Origin of the sequence: Thiohalobacter sp. COW1 (assembly GCF_016629505.1) — a bacterium.
Lineage (GTDB): Bacteria > Pseudomonadota > Gammaproteobacteria > Thiohalobacterales > Thiohalobacteraceae > Thiohalobacter > Thiohalobacter thiocyanaticus_A.
The window spans coordinates 2,784,418-2,800,420 of sequence record NZ_AP024239.1; the positions used below are offsets into that span (position 1 = coordinate 2,784,418).

Annotated in this window: 13 protein-coding genes; 7 read left to right on the plus strand and 6 right to left on the minus strand. The window is 66.3% G+C overall.

Going from position 1 to position 16,003, the window contains the following annotated elements; genetic code table 11:
- Positions 1-6: 6 nt before the first annotated feature.
- Positions 7-612 carry an outer membrane beta-barrel protein gene (locus tag COW1_RS13150; RefSeq protein ID WP_201344451.1) on the plus strand — a complete coding sequence of 202 codons (606 nt, stop codon included), beginning with the start codon at positions 7-9 and terminating at the stop codon, positions 610-612.
- Between the two features lie 291 nt (positions 613-903).
- On the opposite strand, the gene COW1_RS13155 is transcribed toward COW1_RS13150, so the two are convergent.
- Entirely contained in the window at positions 904-3,780 is a 2,877-nt protein-coding gene (locus COW1_RS13155; RefSeq protein WP_201344452.1) for a bifunctional diguanylate cyclase/phosphodiesterase, read from the minus strand.
- 223 nt (positions 3,781-4,003) lie between these two features.
- Here COW1_RS13155 and COW1_RS13160 point away from each other — a divergent pair, with 223 nt between their 5' ends.
- The 3 genes from COW1_RS13160 to fetB all read left to right on the plus strand — a co-directional run bounded on the left by COW1_RS13160 (position 4,004) and on the right by fetB (position 6,718).
- On the plus strand, positions 4,004-5,107 hold the full coding sequence (locus tag COW1_RS13160; RefSeq protein WP_201344453.1) for a TRAP transporter substrate-binding protein: 1,104 nt from the start codon (positions 4,004-4,006) through the stop codon (positions 5,105-5,107).
- A 181-nt stretch (positions 5,108-5,288) separates the two neighbouring features.
- Positions 5,289-5,909, plus strand: coding sequence for an ATP-binding cassette domain-containing protein (locus tag COW1_RS13165; protein WP_242466435.1), 621 nt, complete (start codon positions 5,289-5,291; stop codon positions 5,907-5,909).
- Positions 5,906-6,718, plus strand: a complete 813-nt coding sequence (fetB, locus tag COW1_RS13170; RefSeq protein ID WP_201344454.1) for an iron export ABC transporter permease subunit FetB — start codon at positions 5,906-5,908, stop codon at positions 6,716-6,718. The genes COW1_RS13165 and fetB overlap by 4 nt, the downstream gene beginning before the upstream one ends.
- A gap of 178 nt (positions 6,719-6,896) precedes the next feature.
- Here the strand turns inward: fetB and speE are convergent, their stop codons facing one another.
- Positions 6,897-7,754, minus strand: coding sequence for a polyamine aminopropyltransferase (speE, locus tag COW1_RS13175; RefSeq protein ID WP_096363669.1), 858 nt, complete (start codon positions 7,752-7,754; stop codon positions 6,897-6,899).
- A gap of 152 nt (positions 7,755-7,906) precedes the next feature.
- On the opposite strand from speE, the gene speA reads away from it, so the two are divergent.
- Genes speA through COW1_RS13190 form a run of 3 tightly spaced genes read left to right on the plus strand, consistent with a single transcriptional unit; the run spans position 7,907 to position 10,958 of the window.
- Complete coding sequence (speA, locus tag COW1_RS13180) at positions 7,907-9,781, plus strand: biosynthetic arginine decarboxylase (protein WP_201344455.1); 1,875 nt, start codon at positions 7,907-7,909, stop codon at positions 9,779-9,781.
- Between the two features lie 17 nt (positions 9,782-9,798).
- Entirely contained in the window at positions 9,799-10,683 is an 885-nt protein-coding gene (locus COW1_RS13185) for an NAD(P)-dependent oxidoreductase (protein WP_255534204.1), read from the plus strand.
- 2 nt (positions 10,684-10,685) lie between these two features.
- Positions 10,686-10,958: a cupin domain-containing protein gene (locus COW1_RS13190; protein ID WP_096363665.1), complete on the plus strand. Its 273-nt coding sequence runs from the start codon at positions 10,686-10,688 to the stop codon at positions 10,956-10,958.
- An 11-nt stretch (positions 10,959-10,969) separates the two neighbouring features.
- Here COW1_RS13190 and COW1_RS13195 read toward each other — a convergent pair whose 3' ends face one another.
- The 4 genes from COW1_RS13195 to argS form a co-directional block, all read right to left on the minus strand.
- Complete coding sequence (locus COW1_RS13195) at positions 10,970-11,194, minus strand: hypothetical protein (protein ID WP_096363663.1); 225 nt, start codon at positions 11,192-11,194, stop codon at positions 10,970-10,972.
- 85 nt (positions 11,195-11,279) lie between these two features.
- Positions 11,280-13,343 carry a TonB-dependent receptor gene (locus tag COW1_RS13200; protein WP_201344456.1) on the minus strand — a complete coding sequence of 688 codons (2,064 nt, stop codon included), beginning with the start codon at positions 13,341-13,343 and terminating at the stop codon, positions 11,280-11,282.
- A gap of 62 nt (positions 13,344-13,405) precedes the next feature.
- Positions 13,406-13,978 carry an SPOR domain-containing protein gene (locus COW1_RS13205; RefSeq protein ID WP_201344457.1) on the minus strand — a complete coding sequence of 191 codons (573 nt, stop codon included), beginning with the start codon at positions 13,976-13,978 and terminating at the stop codon, positions 13,406-13,408.
- A 199-nt stretch (positions 13,979-14,177) separates the two neighbouring features.
- Positions 14,178-15,935, minus strand: coding sequence for an arginine--tRNA ligase (gene argS / locus COW1_RS13210; protein WP_201344458.1), 1,758 nt, complete (start codon positions 15,933-15,935; stop codon positions 14,178-14,180).
- Positions 15,936-16,003: the final 68 nt, after the last annotated feature.

Sequence of the window (16,003 nt, forward strand, 5' to 3'; positions counted from 1 at the left end):
ACCCTTATGCGCTATCTGTGTGTACTTCCCCTGCTTGCGTTGACACTGCCGGCCGCCGCGGCGCCGCCGTCGCGTGATATCGAACTCACCCCCATCGCCGGCTACCGCGGCGGCGGCAGCTTCGACGACAACGTCAGCGGCGACTCGCTGGATCTGGACGAGGCCGGCAGCTATGGCCTGATCCTGAACATCGACCACGACGCCAACACCCAGTGGGAGTTCATGTTGAGCCGCCAGTCCACCTCGCTGGACCCGGGGCCGACCGCCGTGCCGGACTTCGATCTGGATGTCACCCACTTCTCGGCCGGCGGCATCTATGTGTGGCGGGACGAGAAGGTCGAGCCCTTCATCGGCGCAGGCTTCGGCGTCACCCACATGTCGCCCGATGATTCCGCCTACGACGACGAGACCCGGCTGATGTTCCAGCTCAATGGCGGCTACAAGATCTGGCTGACCCGCAACATCGGTTTGCGGCTGGAACTGCGCGGCTATACCACCTTCATGGATTCGGATGCGGCGATCTTCTGCGCCGGCGGCGCCTGCGTGGCGAGGGTGGAGAGCAGCGGCTTCGGACAGCTGGAGGGGAACCTGGGGTTGTCGGCGCGGTTCTAGGCTCGCAGGGCCGCCCCCAGTGCCGTCATTGCGAGGCGCGTAGCGCCGCGGCAATCTCGTCCGGCGTGCTATGGCGTTACGAGATTGCCGCGCTTCTCGCATAGAAGCCCTTCGGGCTTCAGTATGCGTACCCTACCCTCCGGGTCAGGGCATCGCAATGACGGGTTCACGTAACCACAAGGGCATTTCCGAATCTACAAAAAAAGAACCCCTCATCCAGAGGGGCAGGGGTGGGGCTGTCTTCCGTGACATTTCGCCGTCCATGGTTTTATTTGGCGGTGTTGAAAGCGGCTATGTCTTCAGCTGTGTGACATTGCTGTAGAGGGGCCGGGTCGCAGCCAGGTTGATCAGTGATTCGTTGGGACGGCCGATGTAGTTGCCCTGGGCGTAGTCCACGCCGTACTGTTGCAGCAGCTTCAGAATGGCTTCCGATTCCACGTACTCGGCGATGGTGGCCTTGCCCAGGGCATGGGCGACCTGGTTCATGGACTGCACCATGGCCTGGTCCACCTCGGCCTGGGCCATGCCCTGGACGAAGGAACCGTCGATCTTGAGTTTGTCCACCGGCAGGTGCTTGAGATAGGAGAAGGAACTGAAGCCGGAGCCGAAATCGTCCAGCGCGAACTGACAGCCGATGGTCTTGAGTTCGCCGATGAAGCGTTCGGCCGCGCCCAGGTTGGCGATGGCGGCGGTCTCGGTGATCTCGAAGGTGAGCCAGCTCGGGTCCAGGCCGGTATCGGCCAACTGGGCCTGGATCATGGGCAGCAGGGTGTGGTCCTCGAAGGCCTTGGCCGAGAGGTTGATGGAGAAGCATACCTCCTTGCCCTGTTCACGCAGCTGCGTGAGCTGTTGAATGGCGCGGGCGACGATCCAGCGGTCCACGGCATGGATCAGGCCGAAGCGTTCCGCTGCCGGCATGAAGCCGCCGGGCAGGATGACGTCGCCGTCATCGCACACCATCCGCACCAGTACCTCGTAATCCGTCACCGCCCCGGTGCGCACATCGGCGATGGGCTGGTAGACCAGCTGGAAGCGGTCCTCCTCCAGCATCTCGCGCACCCGCGCGGCCCAGCCCATGTCCTCGGCCATGCCGGCCTTGTCGCGGTCGGCCGGGTTGTAGAAATGCACCCGGTTGCGGCCTCCGGTCTTGGCCATGTTGCAGGCGAGATCCGCGTGCGACATCACCTCGTCGGCCGAGTCCACGGCGTGGTCGATCACCGCACCGCCGATGGAGCAGGTGACATTGAAGCTCTTGCCGTCGTGGTAGAACTTGTAGGCCTCGAACAGCTGGCGGAAGTTCTCGGCCACGCGCGGGGCCTGGTCGTGGCCGACGTTGTAGACCAGCAGGGTGAACTCGTCGCCGCCGAAGCGGGCCACCAGGTCGCCCTCGCGCACATGGCTGGAGAGCAGGCCGCTGATCTCGACCAGCAACTGATCGCCGGCGGCGTGTCCGAGGGTGTCGTTGATGTACTTGAACTGGTCCAGGTCGATGTAGAACAGCGCGCACTCGGCGCCGTTGCGGGCGGTGCGGGCCACGGTGCGCTCCAGTTCCTGCTGGAAGTAGTGGCGGTTGAACAGCCCGGTGAGCGAATCGTGCTCGGCCTGGTAGCTCAGCTGCTGCTGGAAGGCCTTCTGCTCGCTGATGTCGCGCGCCGTGCCGCTGATGTGCAGCACCCTGCCTGCGTCGTCGAAGTGAGCGCGGGCGTTGAAGCTCAGATGATGCTGACGTCCCTCGCGGTCCAGGTGCACCGTCTCGTGCTGCACCAGTTCCTTGCCGGCAAGAATCGCCTGGAAGGCCTCGCTGTCCATCTCGGCGTGGCTGGCCACCTGGAATTCGCGCAGGTGGCGGCCGGTCATCTCCTGCGGGGTATAACCGTAAATGGACTGACAGGCGCCGTTGAGGTAGGTCCAGCGGCCCTCGGGGTCCATGCTCCAGACCAGGTCGTTCGCGGTTTCGACCAGGTCGCGGTAGCGCGCCTCGGCGGCGATCAGGTTGTCTTCGGCGCGCTTGCGCTGGGTGATGTCGGCCACCAGGCAGGTGTGCATGGTGCGGTGTGAGATCTCCATGCGGCTGACCCGGATCGAGACCTGCAGCGGCTTGCCGTTGCGGTGCAGGCCGGTGGTTTCCTCTTCGCTGGGCGTGAGCGCCGGGGCGGTGTCGGGGCCGGCGATTTCCGGCAGCAGCCAGGCCAGCGGTTTGCCGCGGATCTCCATGGCCAGGAACCCGAACAGGCGTTCGGCAGCCGGGTTGAAGGTGTCGATGTTGCCCTGCTCATCGACCACGATGATGCCTTCGGCGGCGGTGTCGACAACGGCACGCATATAGGACTCCTGATCGCCGAGCCGGCGAAAGAGTTTGCCCAGGGTTTGCGTCAGATAACCGATTTCGTCAGTGGACTGCGGCTCGAGCCGCGCCAGATCCGCATGGGTGGAGGCGCCGCTGCGGTGCAGTACCTCCTCGACCGGCTGCAGTGACTGCGACAGGCTCTGGATGGAGAGCAGGGTCAGGGCCAGGGTGGCCGCGGCCAGCAGGGCCCAGATCAGCAGCAGGCCGGTATCCAGGCCGCGGGTCTCGAGCCAGAAGTACTGCATGATGAGCGTGTAGGACAGCAACGGCACCAGGCCGCCGAGCAGCATGAGCTTGGATTTCATGCTGACCTGTACCCGGTTCAGGCCCAGCCGGGCCACCAGGCGGCCCAGCCCGTCCAGGGCCACCAGGTAGCCCGGCATGCCGGCGATCACCGCTACCCCGAGTTGGAGCAGCAGCAGGTGCAGGAAGGTCTCGGGACGGGCGGCCAGCCCGCCCGGCAGCGAGGCCAGGAACAGGCTGGGCGTGGCCAGGGCGATGATCAGGAACAGGCCCCAGTACTCGCGCGGAAACCGCGCCAGCCGGCGCTGCAGGTGACTGGTGGAATGGCCGCTCTCGTTCCGGTGCACCCAGGCGAGAAAGGGCTGGATATAACGGCTGAAATGCAGGCCGGCGAAGGCCAGCAGTGCCAGCAGCAGGCCCGGCAGCACCCCGGCGCTGACCGCGGTGATGGCCTGATCGGTGGAGAGCAGATTGAACAGGTAGCCGAATCCGAGCCCGAAAACGGGAGTGGCGACCAACCCCAGGCCGATGCCCAGTCCGAAGCGCCGGTGCAGTGCGCTCAATTCGGCATTATTCACGAACCCGCTTCCTCGAGGCGGCACTGGGAATTTCAATATTCTTTATATTATATGACATTAAGCAATCTTGTGAATGTTGCTTGGGAGTATAATGTCATAACTTTCATCGATTGCAAGTGATTTCTCGGCATGCTTCACCGGCCGACCGCAGCTTTGTGCCCTTCACACCCTTTATGGTTCAATTCCCCCACTTTACGGATTCCGGATATCCACAGGGGGATGCATGAAACGTCGTGATTTCGTTCGCAGCGCCGGCGCCGGTGCGATGGCCGCCGGTTCGCTGCTCGCCGGCGCGCCTGCCGTCGCGGCCGGCAAAAAGCTGCGCTGGAAGATGGTCACCACCTGGCCCAAGAATTTTCCCGGCCTGGGGACAGGGGCCAATCATCTGGCCCGCCTGATCACTGAAATGAGCGATGGCCGGCTGCAGGTCAAGGTCTACGGCGCCGGCGAACTGGTGCCGGCCTTCGAGATCTTCGACGCCGTCTCCCGCGGCACGGCCGAGATGGGCCACGGCGCGGCCTATTACTGGAAGGGCAAGTCCCAGGCCGCGCAGTTCTTCTCGGCCGTACCCTTCGGCCTGACCGCGCAGGAGATGAACGGCTGGCTCTACCATGGCGGCGGCATGCAGCTGTGGCAGGAAATCTATGCTGAATTCGGCCTGGTCCCGACGGCGGCCGGCAATACCGGCGTGCAGATGGCGGGGTGGTTCAACAAGGAGATCAACCGCGTCGAGGATCTGGAGGGTCTGAAGATGCGCATCCCCGGGCTGGGCGGCGAGGTGCTGCAGCGGGCCGGCGGCACCCCGGTGAGCCTGCCCGGCGGCGAGATCTTCACCTCGCTGCAGTCGGGCAACATCGACGCCACCGAGTGGGTCGGGCCCTACAATGATCTGGCCTTCGGCCTGCACAAGGCGGCGAAATACTACTATTATCCCGGCTGGCACGAGCCCGGCACGACGCTCGAATCCTTCATCAACAAGGCGGCCTTCGAGGCGCTGCCGAAGGACCTGCAGCAGATCGTGACCAACGCCTGTCGGGTGGCGAACCAGGACATGCTGGCCGAGTATACGGCCCGCAACAACGATGCCCTGCATACCCTGGTCAACGAACACCGGGTGGACCTGCGCCGCCTGCCCGATCCGGTCATCGAGAAGTTGAAGGCGGTGTCCGACGAGGTGGTGGCCGAGATCGCGGACAAGGATCCGCAGGCACGTAAGGTGTACGAATCCTTCGTCAGGTTCCGCGACCAGGTCAAGGCCTGGCACGATGTCTCGGAGCGTGCCTATCTGAATGCCCGCGCCGGCACGGCCGCACCCACGCGCTGCTGAGGCGGTTCATAACATTTGTATGAGCCGTTTCAGCGGCGGGTCGGTGCCGTGCCTGCGAGCGTACCGCTCATCTCCAGCTTCACCGGATTGAATCCGCTGCGCGGACGCGCAATGGAGCAGGGCGGCCGGCAGCCGGAAAAGCCTGGCGGAAACGGTTGAACATCCCAGGGGAATTGTGCAATTGAGCCATTCATCGGAACTGTTCCGGGCGCAGGGCCTGGCGGTGGGCGAAATCGGCCCGCTGGAACTGACGCTGCAGCCGGGGGAATGCGTGGGACTGAGCGGGGCCTCCGGCAGCGGCAAGAGCCGGCTGCTGCGCGCCCTGGCCGACCTGGATCCGCATGCCGGGCAGATGTGGCTGGACGGTGAACCCGCCGCCGCACTCATGCCCTGGGACTGGCGGCGGCGGGTGGCGCTGCTGCCGGCCGAGAGCGCCTGGTGGCATGACACCGTCGGGCCGCATTTTCCTGCCGTGCCGAGCGCGACGGCGCTGGCGGCGCTGGGGTTCGAGCCGGCCGTGCTGGAGTGGCGCATCGATCGCCTGTCCAGCGGCGAGAAGCAGCGTCTGGCCCTGCTGCGGGTGCTCACCCTGCGGCCGCGGGTGCTGCTGCTGGATGAGCCCACCGCCAACCTGGATCGGGACAATGCCGAGCGGGCGGAGTCACTGATCCGCGCTTACCTGGACGAAAGCGGCGCGGCGGCGATCTGGGTCGGGCACGACCAGGCGCAGCTGCACAAGGTGGCGGTGCGCTGCTACCGGGTGGAGGCGGGCGGGGCGGTGCGCGAGGATCAGGCCGCATGATCCATCTCAGCCACTGGGACCTGGGCTTATCCGCGCTGCTGGTGCTGCTGCTGGCCTTTGTGTCGGGGCGGCTGCAGCGTCAGCTGCGCAACCAGATTCTGGTTGCCGCCCTGCGCACTACGGTGCAGCTGCTGCTCATCGGCCTGGTGCTGAAATGGCTGTTCGATATCGCCCACCCGGTCTTCATCGGCCTGATATCGCTGGTCATGCTCACCGTGGCCGGGCGCGAGGTCATGGTCCGTCAGGGCCGGCGCCTGACCGGCTGGTGGAGCTTCGGGGTGGGGACCTTCTCCATGTTCCTGTCCTCGTTCACTGTCACCCTGTTCGCCCTGTGGGTGATCATCGGCAACCAGCCCTGGTACGCGCCCCAGTACGCCATCCCGCTGCTTGGCATGCTGCTGGGCAATACCATGAACGGCATCTCCATCGCCATGGACCGGCTGACCCAGTCTGCCTGGCAGCAGCGCCAGCAGATCGAGGGCCGGCTGATGCTGGGTGCGAGCGCGACCGAGGCAATCTGCGACCTCAAGCGCGAGGCTGCGCGCAGCGGCCTGATCCCCATCATCAACGCCATGGCCGCGGCCGGCCTGGTCAGCCTGCCGGGAATGATGACCGGTCAGATCCTGGCCGGCGCCGAGCCGGTGGAGGCGGTGAAATACCAGATCATGATCATGTTCCTGATCTCGGTGGGGACGGGGCTGGGTACGCTGGCCAGCCTGGCGCTGGTCTCGAGGCGGCTGTTCGACGAGCGCCACCGGCTGCGGCTGGACCGGCTGCAGGTGGACACCGGCGGGCGCCACGCCAGTTGAGGGGGCATTGTAGGATGGGTGGAGGCGCTTAGCGCCGCAACCCATCGCCGGGGCTGGTAGTGTTGTAGGATGGGTGCAGGCGCTTTGCGCCGTAACCCTTCAGGGCAGACGGCATGATGGGTTACGCTTCGCTTCACCCATCCTACGCTGCAGCGGTGCACTGCACTATGCAGGTCGGCTAATCCTCCAGCGCCTTGCGGAAGAATTCCGGCATCGCCAGCGCGCCGCGATGCAGCCCGGCGTTGTAGTAGACCGTCTCGAAGGACTTGTCCGCCGCGGCCTGCTCGCGGAATTCGCCCGCCGGGCCGCCCTTGACCGCCAGGGTGGCGGTCCACCAGCCGGAGGGATACACCGGCTGCGGATAGAACAGGCTGGCGGTATCGTCGAAGCCGGCGGCGCGCATGGCCGCGTGCATGGGTTTGAGGATGCGCATGTGATACAGCGGCGATTCGCTCTGCTGCACCAGCACCCCGTGCCCGCCCATGGCATTGAAGCAATCGCGATAGAAGGCCTCGGTGAACAGCCCCTTGGCCGGCCCGATCGGGTCGGTGCTGTCGACGATCACCACGTCCACGCTGCCGGGCGCGGCCTCGGCCATCCATTTGATGCCGTCCCCGAAATAGAACTCGGCGCGCGGGTCGTTGTTGGATTCGCACAGCTCGGGGAAGAACTTCTCCGAGATGCGTGTGACCCGCTCGTCGATCTCCACCTGCAGCGCATGCTCGATGCCGTCATGGCGCAGCACCTCGCGCAGGGTGCCGCAATCGCCGCCGCCGATGATGACCACGCGCTTCGGATCCGGGTGGGTGAACAGGGCCGGATGCGACATCATTTCGTGATAGAGAAAATTGTCGCGCCCGGTGAGCATCACGAAGCCGTCGATGACCATCAGGTTGCCGAATTTCTCGGTCTCGAAGATCTCGATGCGCTGATACGGGCTCTGTTCCTCGTGCAGCTTGCGCTTGATCCTGAGCGAGAAGGCCGAGCCGCCTTCCTCGCAGATTTCGGTGAACCAGTGGGTGTCCAGGGTGGTCATGAGTCTGGCCTTTGGCAGGGCGTTGGGGGAGTGGATCTCCGGCTGAACGCGAAAGATACAAGATACAAGCGGCGGGAGACAAGTTACAATTCGGGCAGGTGAGGCGCGCCGCGCCTTGTATCCGTTTGCTTGCAACTTGTATCTTTCCGACCATGTGGACCATTGATCAGGCGCGCAGTACCTACAACCTTGCCCACTGGGGCAGCGGCTATTTCGACGTCAATGACGCCGGCCACCTGACCGCGCAGCCGGCCCCGGGGCAGGGAGTAACGGTCGATCTGTATGAACTGGCCGGGCGCTGTCGCGAGGCCGGCCTGTCGCTGCCGGTGCTGGCGCGCTTCTCCGGCATCCTGCATCACCGCATCGATACCCTGTGCGAGGCCTTCGCCGCGGCGCGCCGCCAGTATGACTACCAGGGCGCCTACACCGCCGTCTATCCCATCAAGGTCAACCAGCAGCGCAGCGTGGTCGACGAGATCCTCGGCCATGGCGGCGAGCGTGTCGGCCTGGAGGCCGGCAGCAAGCCCGAACTGATGGCCGTGCTGGCGCTGACCCGTCCCGGCGGTGTGATCATCTGCAACGGCTACAAGGACCGCGAATACATCCGCCTGGCCCTGATCGGCCGCGCCCTCGGTTACCGCATCTTTATCGTGGTGGAAAAGCTCACCGAACTGGAGCGGGTGATGGAGGCCGCGCGCGAACTGCAGGTGTCGCCGCTGCTGGGCGTGCGCATCCGCCTGTCTTCCATCGGTGCCGGCAAGTGGCAGAACACCGGCGGCGAGAAGTCCAAGTTCGGCCTGCACGCACGCCAGGTCATCGAGCTGGTCGAGCGTCTGCGCGCGGCCGGGATGCTGGACTGCCTGCAGCTGCTGCACTCGCATCTGGGCTCGCAGGTGGCCAATATCCGCGACATCCAGCGCGGCATGCGCGAGGTGGCGCGCTGCTATGCCGAACTGCACCGGCTGGGCGCGCCGCTGGGGTGGGTGGACGTGGGCGGCGGGCTCGGCATCGACTACGAGGGTACCGGCTCGCGCAGCTACTGCTCCATCAATTACAGCGTGCACGAGTATGCCAACAATGTCGTGCATGCCCTGGCCGAGATCTGCCGCGAGTACGACCTGCCCCAGCCCGACCTGGTGACCGAGTCCGGCCGCGCCATGACTGCGCACCATGCCATGCTCATCACCAACGTGATCGATATCGAGCAGGCCCCGGGTACCGGCCCGCTGGAGGCGCCCGCCGAGGACGATCCGCTGCTGCTGCAGAACCTGTGGCAGGTGCTGGAGAAACTCTCGGCCCGCAACGTGGTCGAGGCCTGGCATGACGCCGAGTACTGGCTGGGCGAGGCGCGCGGGCTGTACCTGCATGGGGTGCTCGATCTGGAGCAGCGGGCCCGGGCCGAGGCGCTGTACTTCGCCATCTGCCACCGGGTCCGGCCCATGCTCAAACAGGGCCGGCGCGAGCACCGCGAGATCCTCGATGCCCTGAACGAGAAACTGGCCGACAAGTACTTCATCAACCTGTCGGTATTCCAGTCGCTGCCCGATGTCTGGGCCATCGACCAGATCTTTCCCATTGCGCCGCTGCATCGCCTCGACGATCCGCCCACCCGGCGCGCCGTACTGCAGGACCTGACCTGCGACTCCGACGGCCGCATCCAGCAGTATGTGGACGGCGAGAGCATCGAGAGCACGCTGCCCCTGCATCCCTACCGGCCGGACGAGGAGTATCTGCTCGGCATCTTCCTGGTCGGCGCCTACCAGGAGATCCTGGGCGACATGCACAACCTGTTCGGCGATACCGACGCGGTGAATGTGGTGCTGACCGGGGACGGCTTCGAGTTGAGCCAGCCGGAGCGTGGCGACACCATCGACGAACTGCTGCGCTATGTGCACTTCGACACCGAAGCCATGAAGCAGGTCTACCGTGACCGGATCGCTGCGGCCGACCTCGACGAGGCCCGGCGCCAGGCCTTCATCGAGGAACTGGAGGCGGGGCTGGTCGGTTATACCTATCTGGAGGATTGAGTGAGGCGGGAGGTGGGGTGGTGACGCTGCCGGCGACAGGCTTCATCGGCCTGGGCGCAATGGGCGCGCCCATGGCCGCCAATCTCAACCGGGCCGGGGTGCTGGCCGCGGTCTGGAACCGTACGCCGGCAAAGGCGCAGTCCGTCGCGGCTGAATTGGCTGTGGCAGTGGCGGCGTCGCCGGCCGCGCTGGCGCGGCAGGTCGATGTCGTTGTGCTGTGCGTCTCGGCCGATGCCGATGTGCTGGCCGTGATCGAGGCGCTGGAACCCGGCCTGCGGCCGGGCCAGGTGGTGATCGATCATTCCACCGTGCAGCCGCAGACCGCACAGACCGCGGCGGCGCGGCTGGCGGCGCGGGGCGTGGATTTCCTCGACGCGCCCGTCTCCGGCGGCGTCGAGGGCGCGCGCCGGGGTACGCTCGCGCTGATGGTGGGCGGCGAGGCCGGGGTGCTGGAACGGGTCCGGCCCCTGCTGCAGGCGCTGGGTCAGCGCATCGAACACATGGGCCCGGTGGGCAGCGGCCAGGCCACCAAGGCGGTGAACCAGATCATGGCCGCCGGTATCAACCAGGCGGTGACCGAAGCGCTGGCGTTTGCCGAGGCCCACGCCCTGCCGCTGGAGCAGGTCATCGAGGTGGTCGGCGCCGGCGCGGCCGGCAACTGGTTCCTCAGCCACCGCGGCCCGAGCATGACGCAGGGCCGTTTCGAGCCCGGGTTCAGACTGGGCCTGCATCACAAGGATCTCGCCATCTGCCGGGCCATGGCCGAGGCGCTGGGCATGGAACTGCCGCTGGTGAACCGGACGCTGGCGGATTATCGGCAACTGATGCAGGACGGCTTCGGCGATGAGGATATCTCCGCGCTCTACCGGATGAAGCGCAGACCGAGCAAACACGGAGACTGAGCATGCAGATACAGGTGACCCGCAATCCCGGCGCGCAGCGGCTGGACGAACTGGGCGTGTACGACTGGCCCATCTGGGAGAAGGAGAGCTCCACCTTCCCCTGGAGCTATGACGCCACCGAGACCTGCTACCTGCTGGAAGGCGACGTGGTGGTCACCCCCGACGGCGGCGAGCCGGTGCAGATCCAGGCCGGCGACCTGGTCACCTTCCCGGCCGGCATGGACTGCACCTGGCAGATCCGTGCCGCCGTGCGCAAGCACTACCGGTTCGAATAACCCGCGCTGAGCTACTGCAGCCGCATCTGAGAGCAGCGCAGCTGCTCCCGGATCATCCGGATGACCTGCGCCAGCGACATGGCCTCGGGCAAGTCCTGCAGATCCGAAAACCAGATATCCTCGACTTGGCATTCGTCATCGCTGTGCTCGTCCGTGATCAGCGGCAGGCCGATGAAGACGCCGCTCTGTCCGTTGTCCAGGTCCACCGTCACCAACTGCAGTTTCAGCTTGCTCATGGTGCGCCTCCTTCGAGGTCGTTGCGGGGCGGGGAAGCGGATCCCCGTATCACCATTATGCAGTTCGTGTGCCGGATGACCAGCTTCAATGACGAATCCGGACCCCGGCATGGAGATTGCGCTGCGGCGCCGGCTCGAAGTAACGCCCGGCGGCGGCGTTGATGCGCACGTTGCTGAAGTAGTCCCGGTCGGTGAGATTGTTGATCCCGGCGAAAATCTCCAGTTCCGTTCCCTGCCATGCGCCCCGCATGCCGGCGCGCAGATTGAACACGGCATAGCCGGCGACCGGCTCGCGGTTGGCGTTGTCCGCATAGACGCGGTCGACGCCCAGGCCGTCCAGGATGACATAGGGGCCGCCCGGGTCGCGCCAGGCCAGTTCGGCGAACAGGGTCTGCTGCGGCAGACCCGGCAGGCGACGGCCGGCCAGATCGGTGCCGGAGGCATCGACGAACTCCCGGAACCGGTAGCGTGCGCGGGTGTAGGCGGCCGTCGCGGTGAGGCGGTCGCTGATGGCATAGACCAGCGCGGCCTCCAGCCCCGTGCGGCGGGTGCGGGCGGCATTGGCGAAGCGGTCGGGTTCGCTCGCCACCTGCACGATCTCGTCACGGGTCTCCACCCGGAACAGTGCCAGTTCGTAGCGCAATCCCGGGCCGATGAAACCCTTGGCGCCGAGTTCGAGATTGAGTGCCTGCTGCGGATCGAGCCCGGGGTCGAAGCCCTGCTGCGGTTCGGTCGGGTCGGAGAACTCGGTGAAGGTCGGGGTTTCGAAGGCCGAGCCGGCCGCGGCATACAGGCGGTGGTCGGGATGCAGCTGATGGCCCAGGCCCAGGGTGAAACTCAGTTCGTCGAAGCGGCGGCTGCCCGAGGCGGCGCCGTCCGGGGTGAAGCGGTCGTCGATGTCGAACGCCACCCGGTCGTAGCGTCCGCCCAGGGTGAGATCGAGTCGATCCATCAATGCCAGATCGGCCTGACCATAAACACCGATCTCGGTCGCGGTCTCGGTCGCGTCCTGGATCTGGCCGGTGACGCCGCCGCTGCCGTCGACCAGGAAGCGCTGGCGGTCATCGCGCTGGCGTGCGGCTTCGATCCCCACCGTGAAGCGCAGCGGCCGCCCACCGAGTCCGGCGTTGGCGGTGTAGTCCAGGCCGGCGCCGTAGAAGTCGCGTTCGTACTGCAGCCGGCTCGGGCCGGGGAAGGGCAGTTGCTGTTCGAAGTCGCGGCGGGTGTAGAACAGCCGCGCGCTGGCTTCCCCGGGGCCGATGCCGCGGTCGCGGTAGTGCAGGCCCAGACGCTGCTGGCGCACCTGCTGGCCGCTGTCCAGTGCCAGCGCATTGGGCGCGGCCTGGCGGCGGTCGGCCGCGACCTCGGCCCGGGTCAGGCCGCCCGGGTCTTCGCCGTAGGGCTGGTCCAGCGCGGTCAATACCGCGCTGACACTGCGCCGGGCGTCGATGTCATGGGTCAGTTTCGCGTTCAGCAGTGCCTTGCGGGTACGGCTCTGGTCACGGTAGCCGTCATAGTCCAGCCGCGAGGCGCTCAGATGAGCGCCCCAGGCAGCGTGACGCGCACCGCCGCGCAGTGACAGCTTGCGCAGGTCATGACTGCCGGCCCGGGCCGTGAGTTCGGCAAAGGGGGCCGGCGGCGGCGCGGCCGTGGTGACCTGCAGCACGCCGCCGGCGGCGTTGCCGTACAGGGCCGAGGACGGGCCGCGGATGAGTTCCACCCGCTCCACCGAGTCGAGGTCGATGCTGTCGATCTGGGACTGGCCATCGGGCAGGGTCTCGGGGAAGCCGTCGACGAGAATGCGCACGCCGCGGATGCCGAAGGGGGCGCGGGCGCCGAAGCCGCGGATGGACAGGCGCAGGTTCTGGGCGAAGTTGTAGCGGTTCTGGAACAGCACGCCGGGACTGCGGTTGAGCGCCGTGTCCAGCGCCAGCCCCTGCCGGGCCTGGCGCAGGTCCCGTTCGTCCGCCACCGTGACGGCGGCCGGCGTGTGCTGGAGCGTGCGGGGCAGGCGCGGGGCCGTGATGGTGATGGTGATCGGTTCCTCACCGGCCTGTTCCGATGCCTGGACCGGGAGGCCGGCGAGCAGGGCAGCGCAGACCAGTGGCAGTCGTGTGCGGTGACAGGCGTGGTGTGTGCGCACGGGCATGGCGGGCGTTCCTGTGTACACGCTGGCGCAGTTCAGGGCCGGCAAGTGAAGGCTTGTCCGGGTCAGCCCTTGACCTTGAGCAGGATGGCCTCGATGTCGTGCTCACGCAGGCGGGCCCGGGCCCGGTTCAGACTGCGCAGGTCGTCAAACGGGCCGACCCGCACCCGGTGCCAGGTTTCGGACTCGTTGATGCGCACGGTCTGCACATGCGTCTCCAGTCCCAGCAGGGCCAGTCGGGCCTTGAGCTGGTCGGCCTGTTCGGCGGACTTGAAGGAACCGGCCTGCAGCAGATAGGTGCCGGGGGTCTCGACCTGGCGCACGCCCTCCTTGCGGCTGCCGGTGATGGACTCCTCCGGCACCACCACCTCCATCTCCGGCAGGATCTGATAGAAGTCGAAGCGGGGCTTGGGCGGCGGCGGGATCTCGCGCTGCTGCGGCCGGCGCACGGCGCGTGCGTCCTCATCGGTGGTGACCACCGGGTTCGGCCGCGGCGTGTCCGGATCGGCAGGCTGCTTGAGATAGACCAGAAAGGCCACGAACAGGCCGATCAGCAGACCGGCCAGCAGCCACAACCAGCCGGGCACGGACTGTTTGCGGCGTTTGGGGTTGGCGCGGTGTTTGTAGTCTCGTGGCATAAGATCAAGTGCTTCAACGCAAAGACGCAGTGGCGCAGAATACTTCCGTCATTCCGGCGCAGGCCGGAATCCATTTACCGCGGCGGCTCCTGGATCCCGGCATACGCCGGGATGACGGGGTTGGTTGGCGATGTAGTGACTGCACAATGCCTGAATATCTCTGCGTTCCCTGCGCCCTGGCGTCTCTGCGTTAAGGAATTCACATCGACTCCGGCGCCGACACGCCCAGCAGCCCCAGGCCGTTGGCGATCACCTGGCGCGTGGCCAGGATCAGGTTCAGGCGCGCATCGCGCAGCTTCTCGTCGCCGACCAGGAACTGGTGTGCGTTGTAGTAGGTGTGGAAGTCGTTGGCCAGGTCGCGCAGATAGTGCGCCAGCTGGTGCGGTTCGTGATTGAGCGCGGCGGTCTCGACAACCTCCGGATAGCGCGACAGGTTGATCATCAGCGACTGCTCGTGCGACTCGTGCAACAGGTGCAGGTGCTCGCGGCCGCGTGCGCGGTCCCACTGCATACCCTTTTCCTGCATCTGGCGCAGCACGCTGCACACCCGCGCATGGGCATACTGAATGTAGTAGACCGGGTTGTCGCTGGACTGGGACTTGGCCAGGTCCAGGTCGAAGTCCAGGTGCTGCTCGCACTTGCGCATGACATAGAAGAAGCGGGCGGCGTCGTTGCCGACCTCCTGACGCAGTTCGCGCAGGGTGACGAACTCGCCGGAGCGGGTCGACATCTGCACCTTCTCGCCGCCGCGGTAGAGAATGGCGAACTGCACCAGCAGCACATCGAGGCGGTCGATGTCGTCGCCCAGCGCCTGCAGCGCGGCCTTCACCCGCGGCACATAGCCGTGGTGGTCGGCACCCCAGACATCGATCACGCGGGCAAAGCCGCGCTCGAGCTTGTTCATGTGATAGGCGATGTCGGAGGCGAAGTAGGTCTTCTGGCCGTTGTCGCGCACCACCACCCGGTCCTTCTCGTCGCCGAAGTCGGTGGAGCGGAACCAGGTCGCGCCCTCCTGCTGGTACAGGTAGCCGGCCTCCTGCAGCCGCGCGATGGCGGCCTCGACCAGGGATTGTTCGGTCAGCGAGCGTTCGGAGAACCACTCGTCGTACTCGACGCCGAATTCCTTCAGGTCCTGACGGATGTTGGCCAGGATCTCGTTCAGCCCCGCATCGAACACCTCGCGATAGCGCTCGGGGCCGAGCCGCGACTGGATGCGCGCGATCAGGCCGTCGATGTGCGCCTCCTTATCCCCCTCGGGCGCATCGGCGGGGACGTCTGCATAGAGTTCGTCCGTGCTGACACGCCAGGCATCGCCGTGATTGCGATGCAGGGTCGCGCCGATGTCCCAGACATAGTCGCCCTTGTAGCCGTTGCTGGGGAAGGCGAATTCCTCCCCGCACAACTCGAGGTAGCGCAGATAGACGCTGGCGGCCAGGATGTCCATCTGGCGGCCGGCGTCATTGACGTAGTATTCGCGGTGCACGCTGAAGCCGACGGCGGCGAGCAGGTCGGCGACGGCCGCACCGTAGGCCGCGCCGCGGCCGTGGCCGACGTGCAGCGGACCGGTCGGGTTGGCGGAGACGAATTCCACCTGCACCGGCTGTTTCCCGCCGAGGTCCGAGCGGCCGTAGGCGTCGCCCGCTTCGAGTATCTGGTCGAGGGTTCGGTGCCAGGCATCGGCGGTGAGGGTGAAGTTGATGAAGCCCGGGCCGGCGATTTCCACCCGCTTGACGAATTCGGAGGGCGGCAGGGCGGCGACCAGCTTCCCGGCCAGATCGCGCGGCTTGCTGCCGGCCGGCTTGCACAGGGTCATGGCCAGGTTGGTCGCGAAGTCGCCATGGGCGGCATCGCGGGTGCGTTCCAGGTGGATCTCGGCCTCGAGATCCCCGGGCAGGGTACCGTCGCCCTGCAGGGCGGCGAGGCTGTGCTGGAGCAGGTCCTGGAGCAGGTGTTTCATGATCTTCCTGGAGATTGTACAGGGCCGGGATGCGGCTCGAAGCCGGCTATTATCCGGTGTTGCGGATG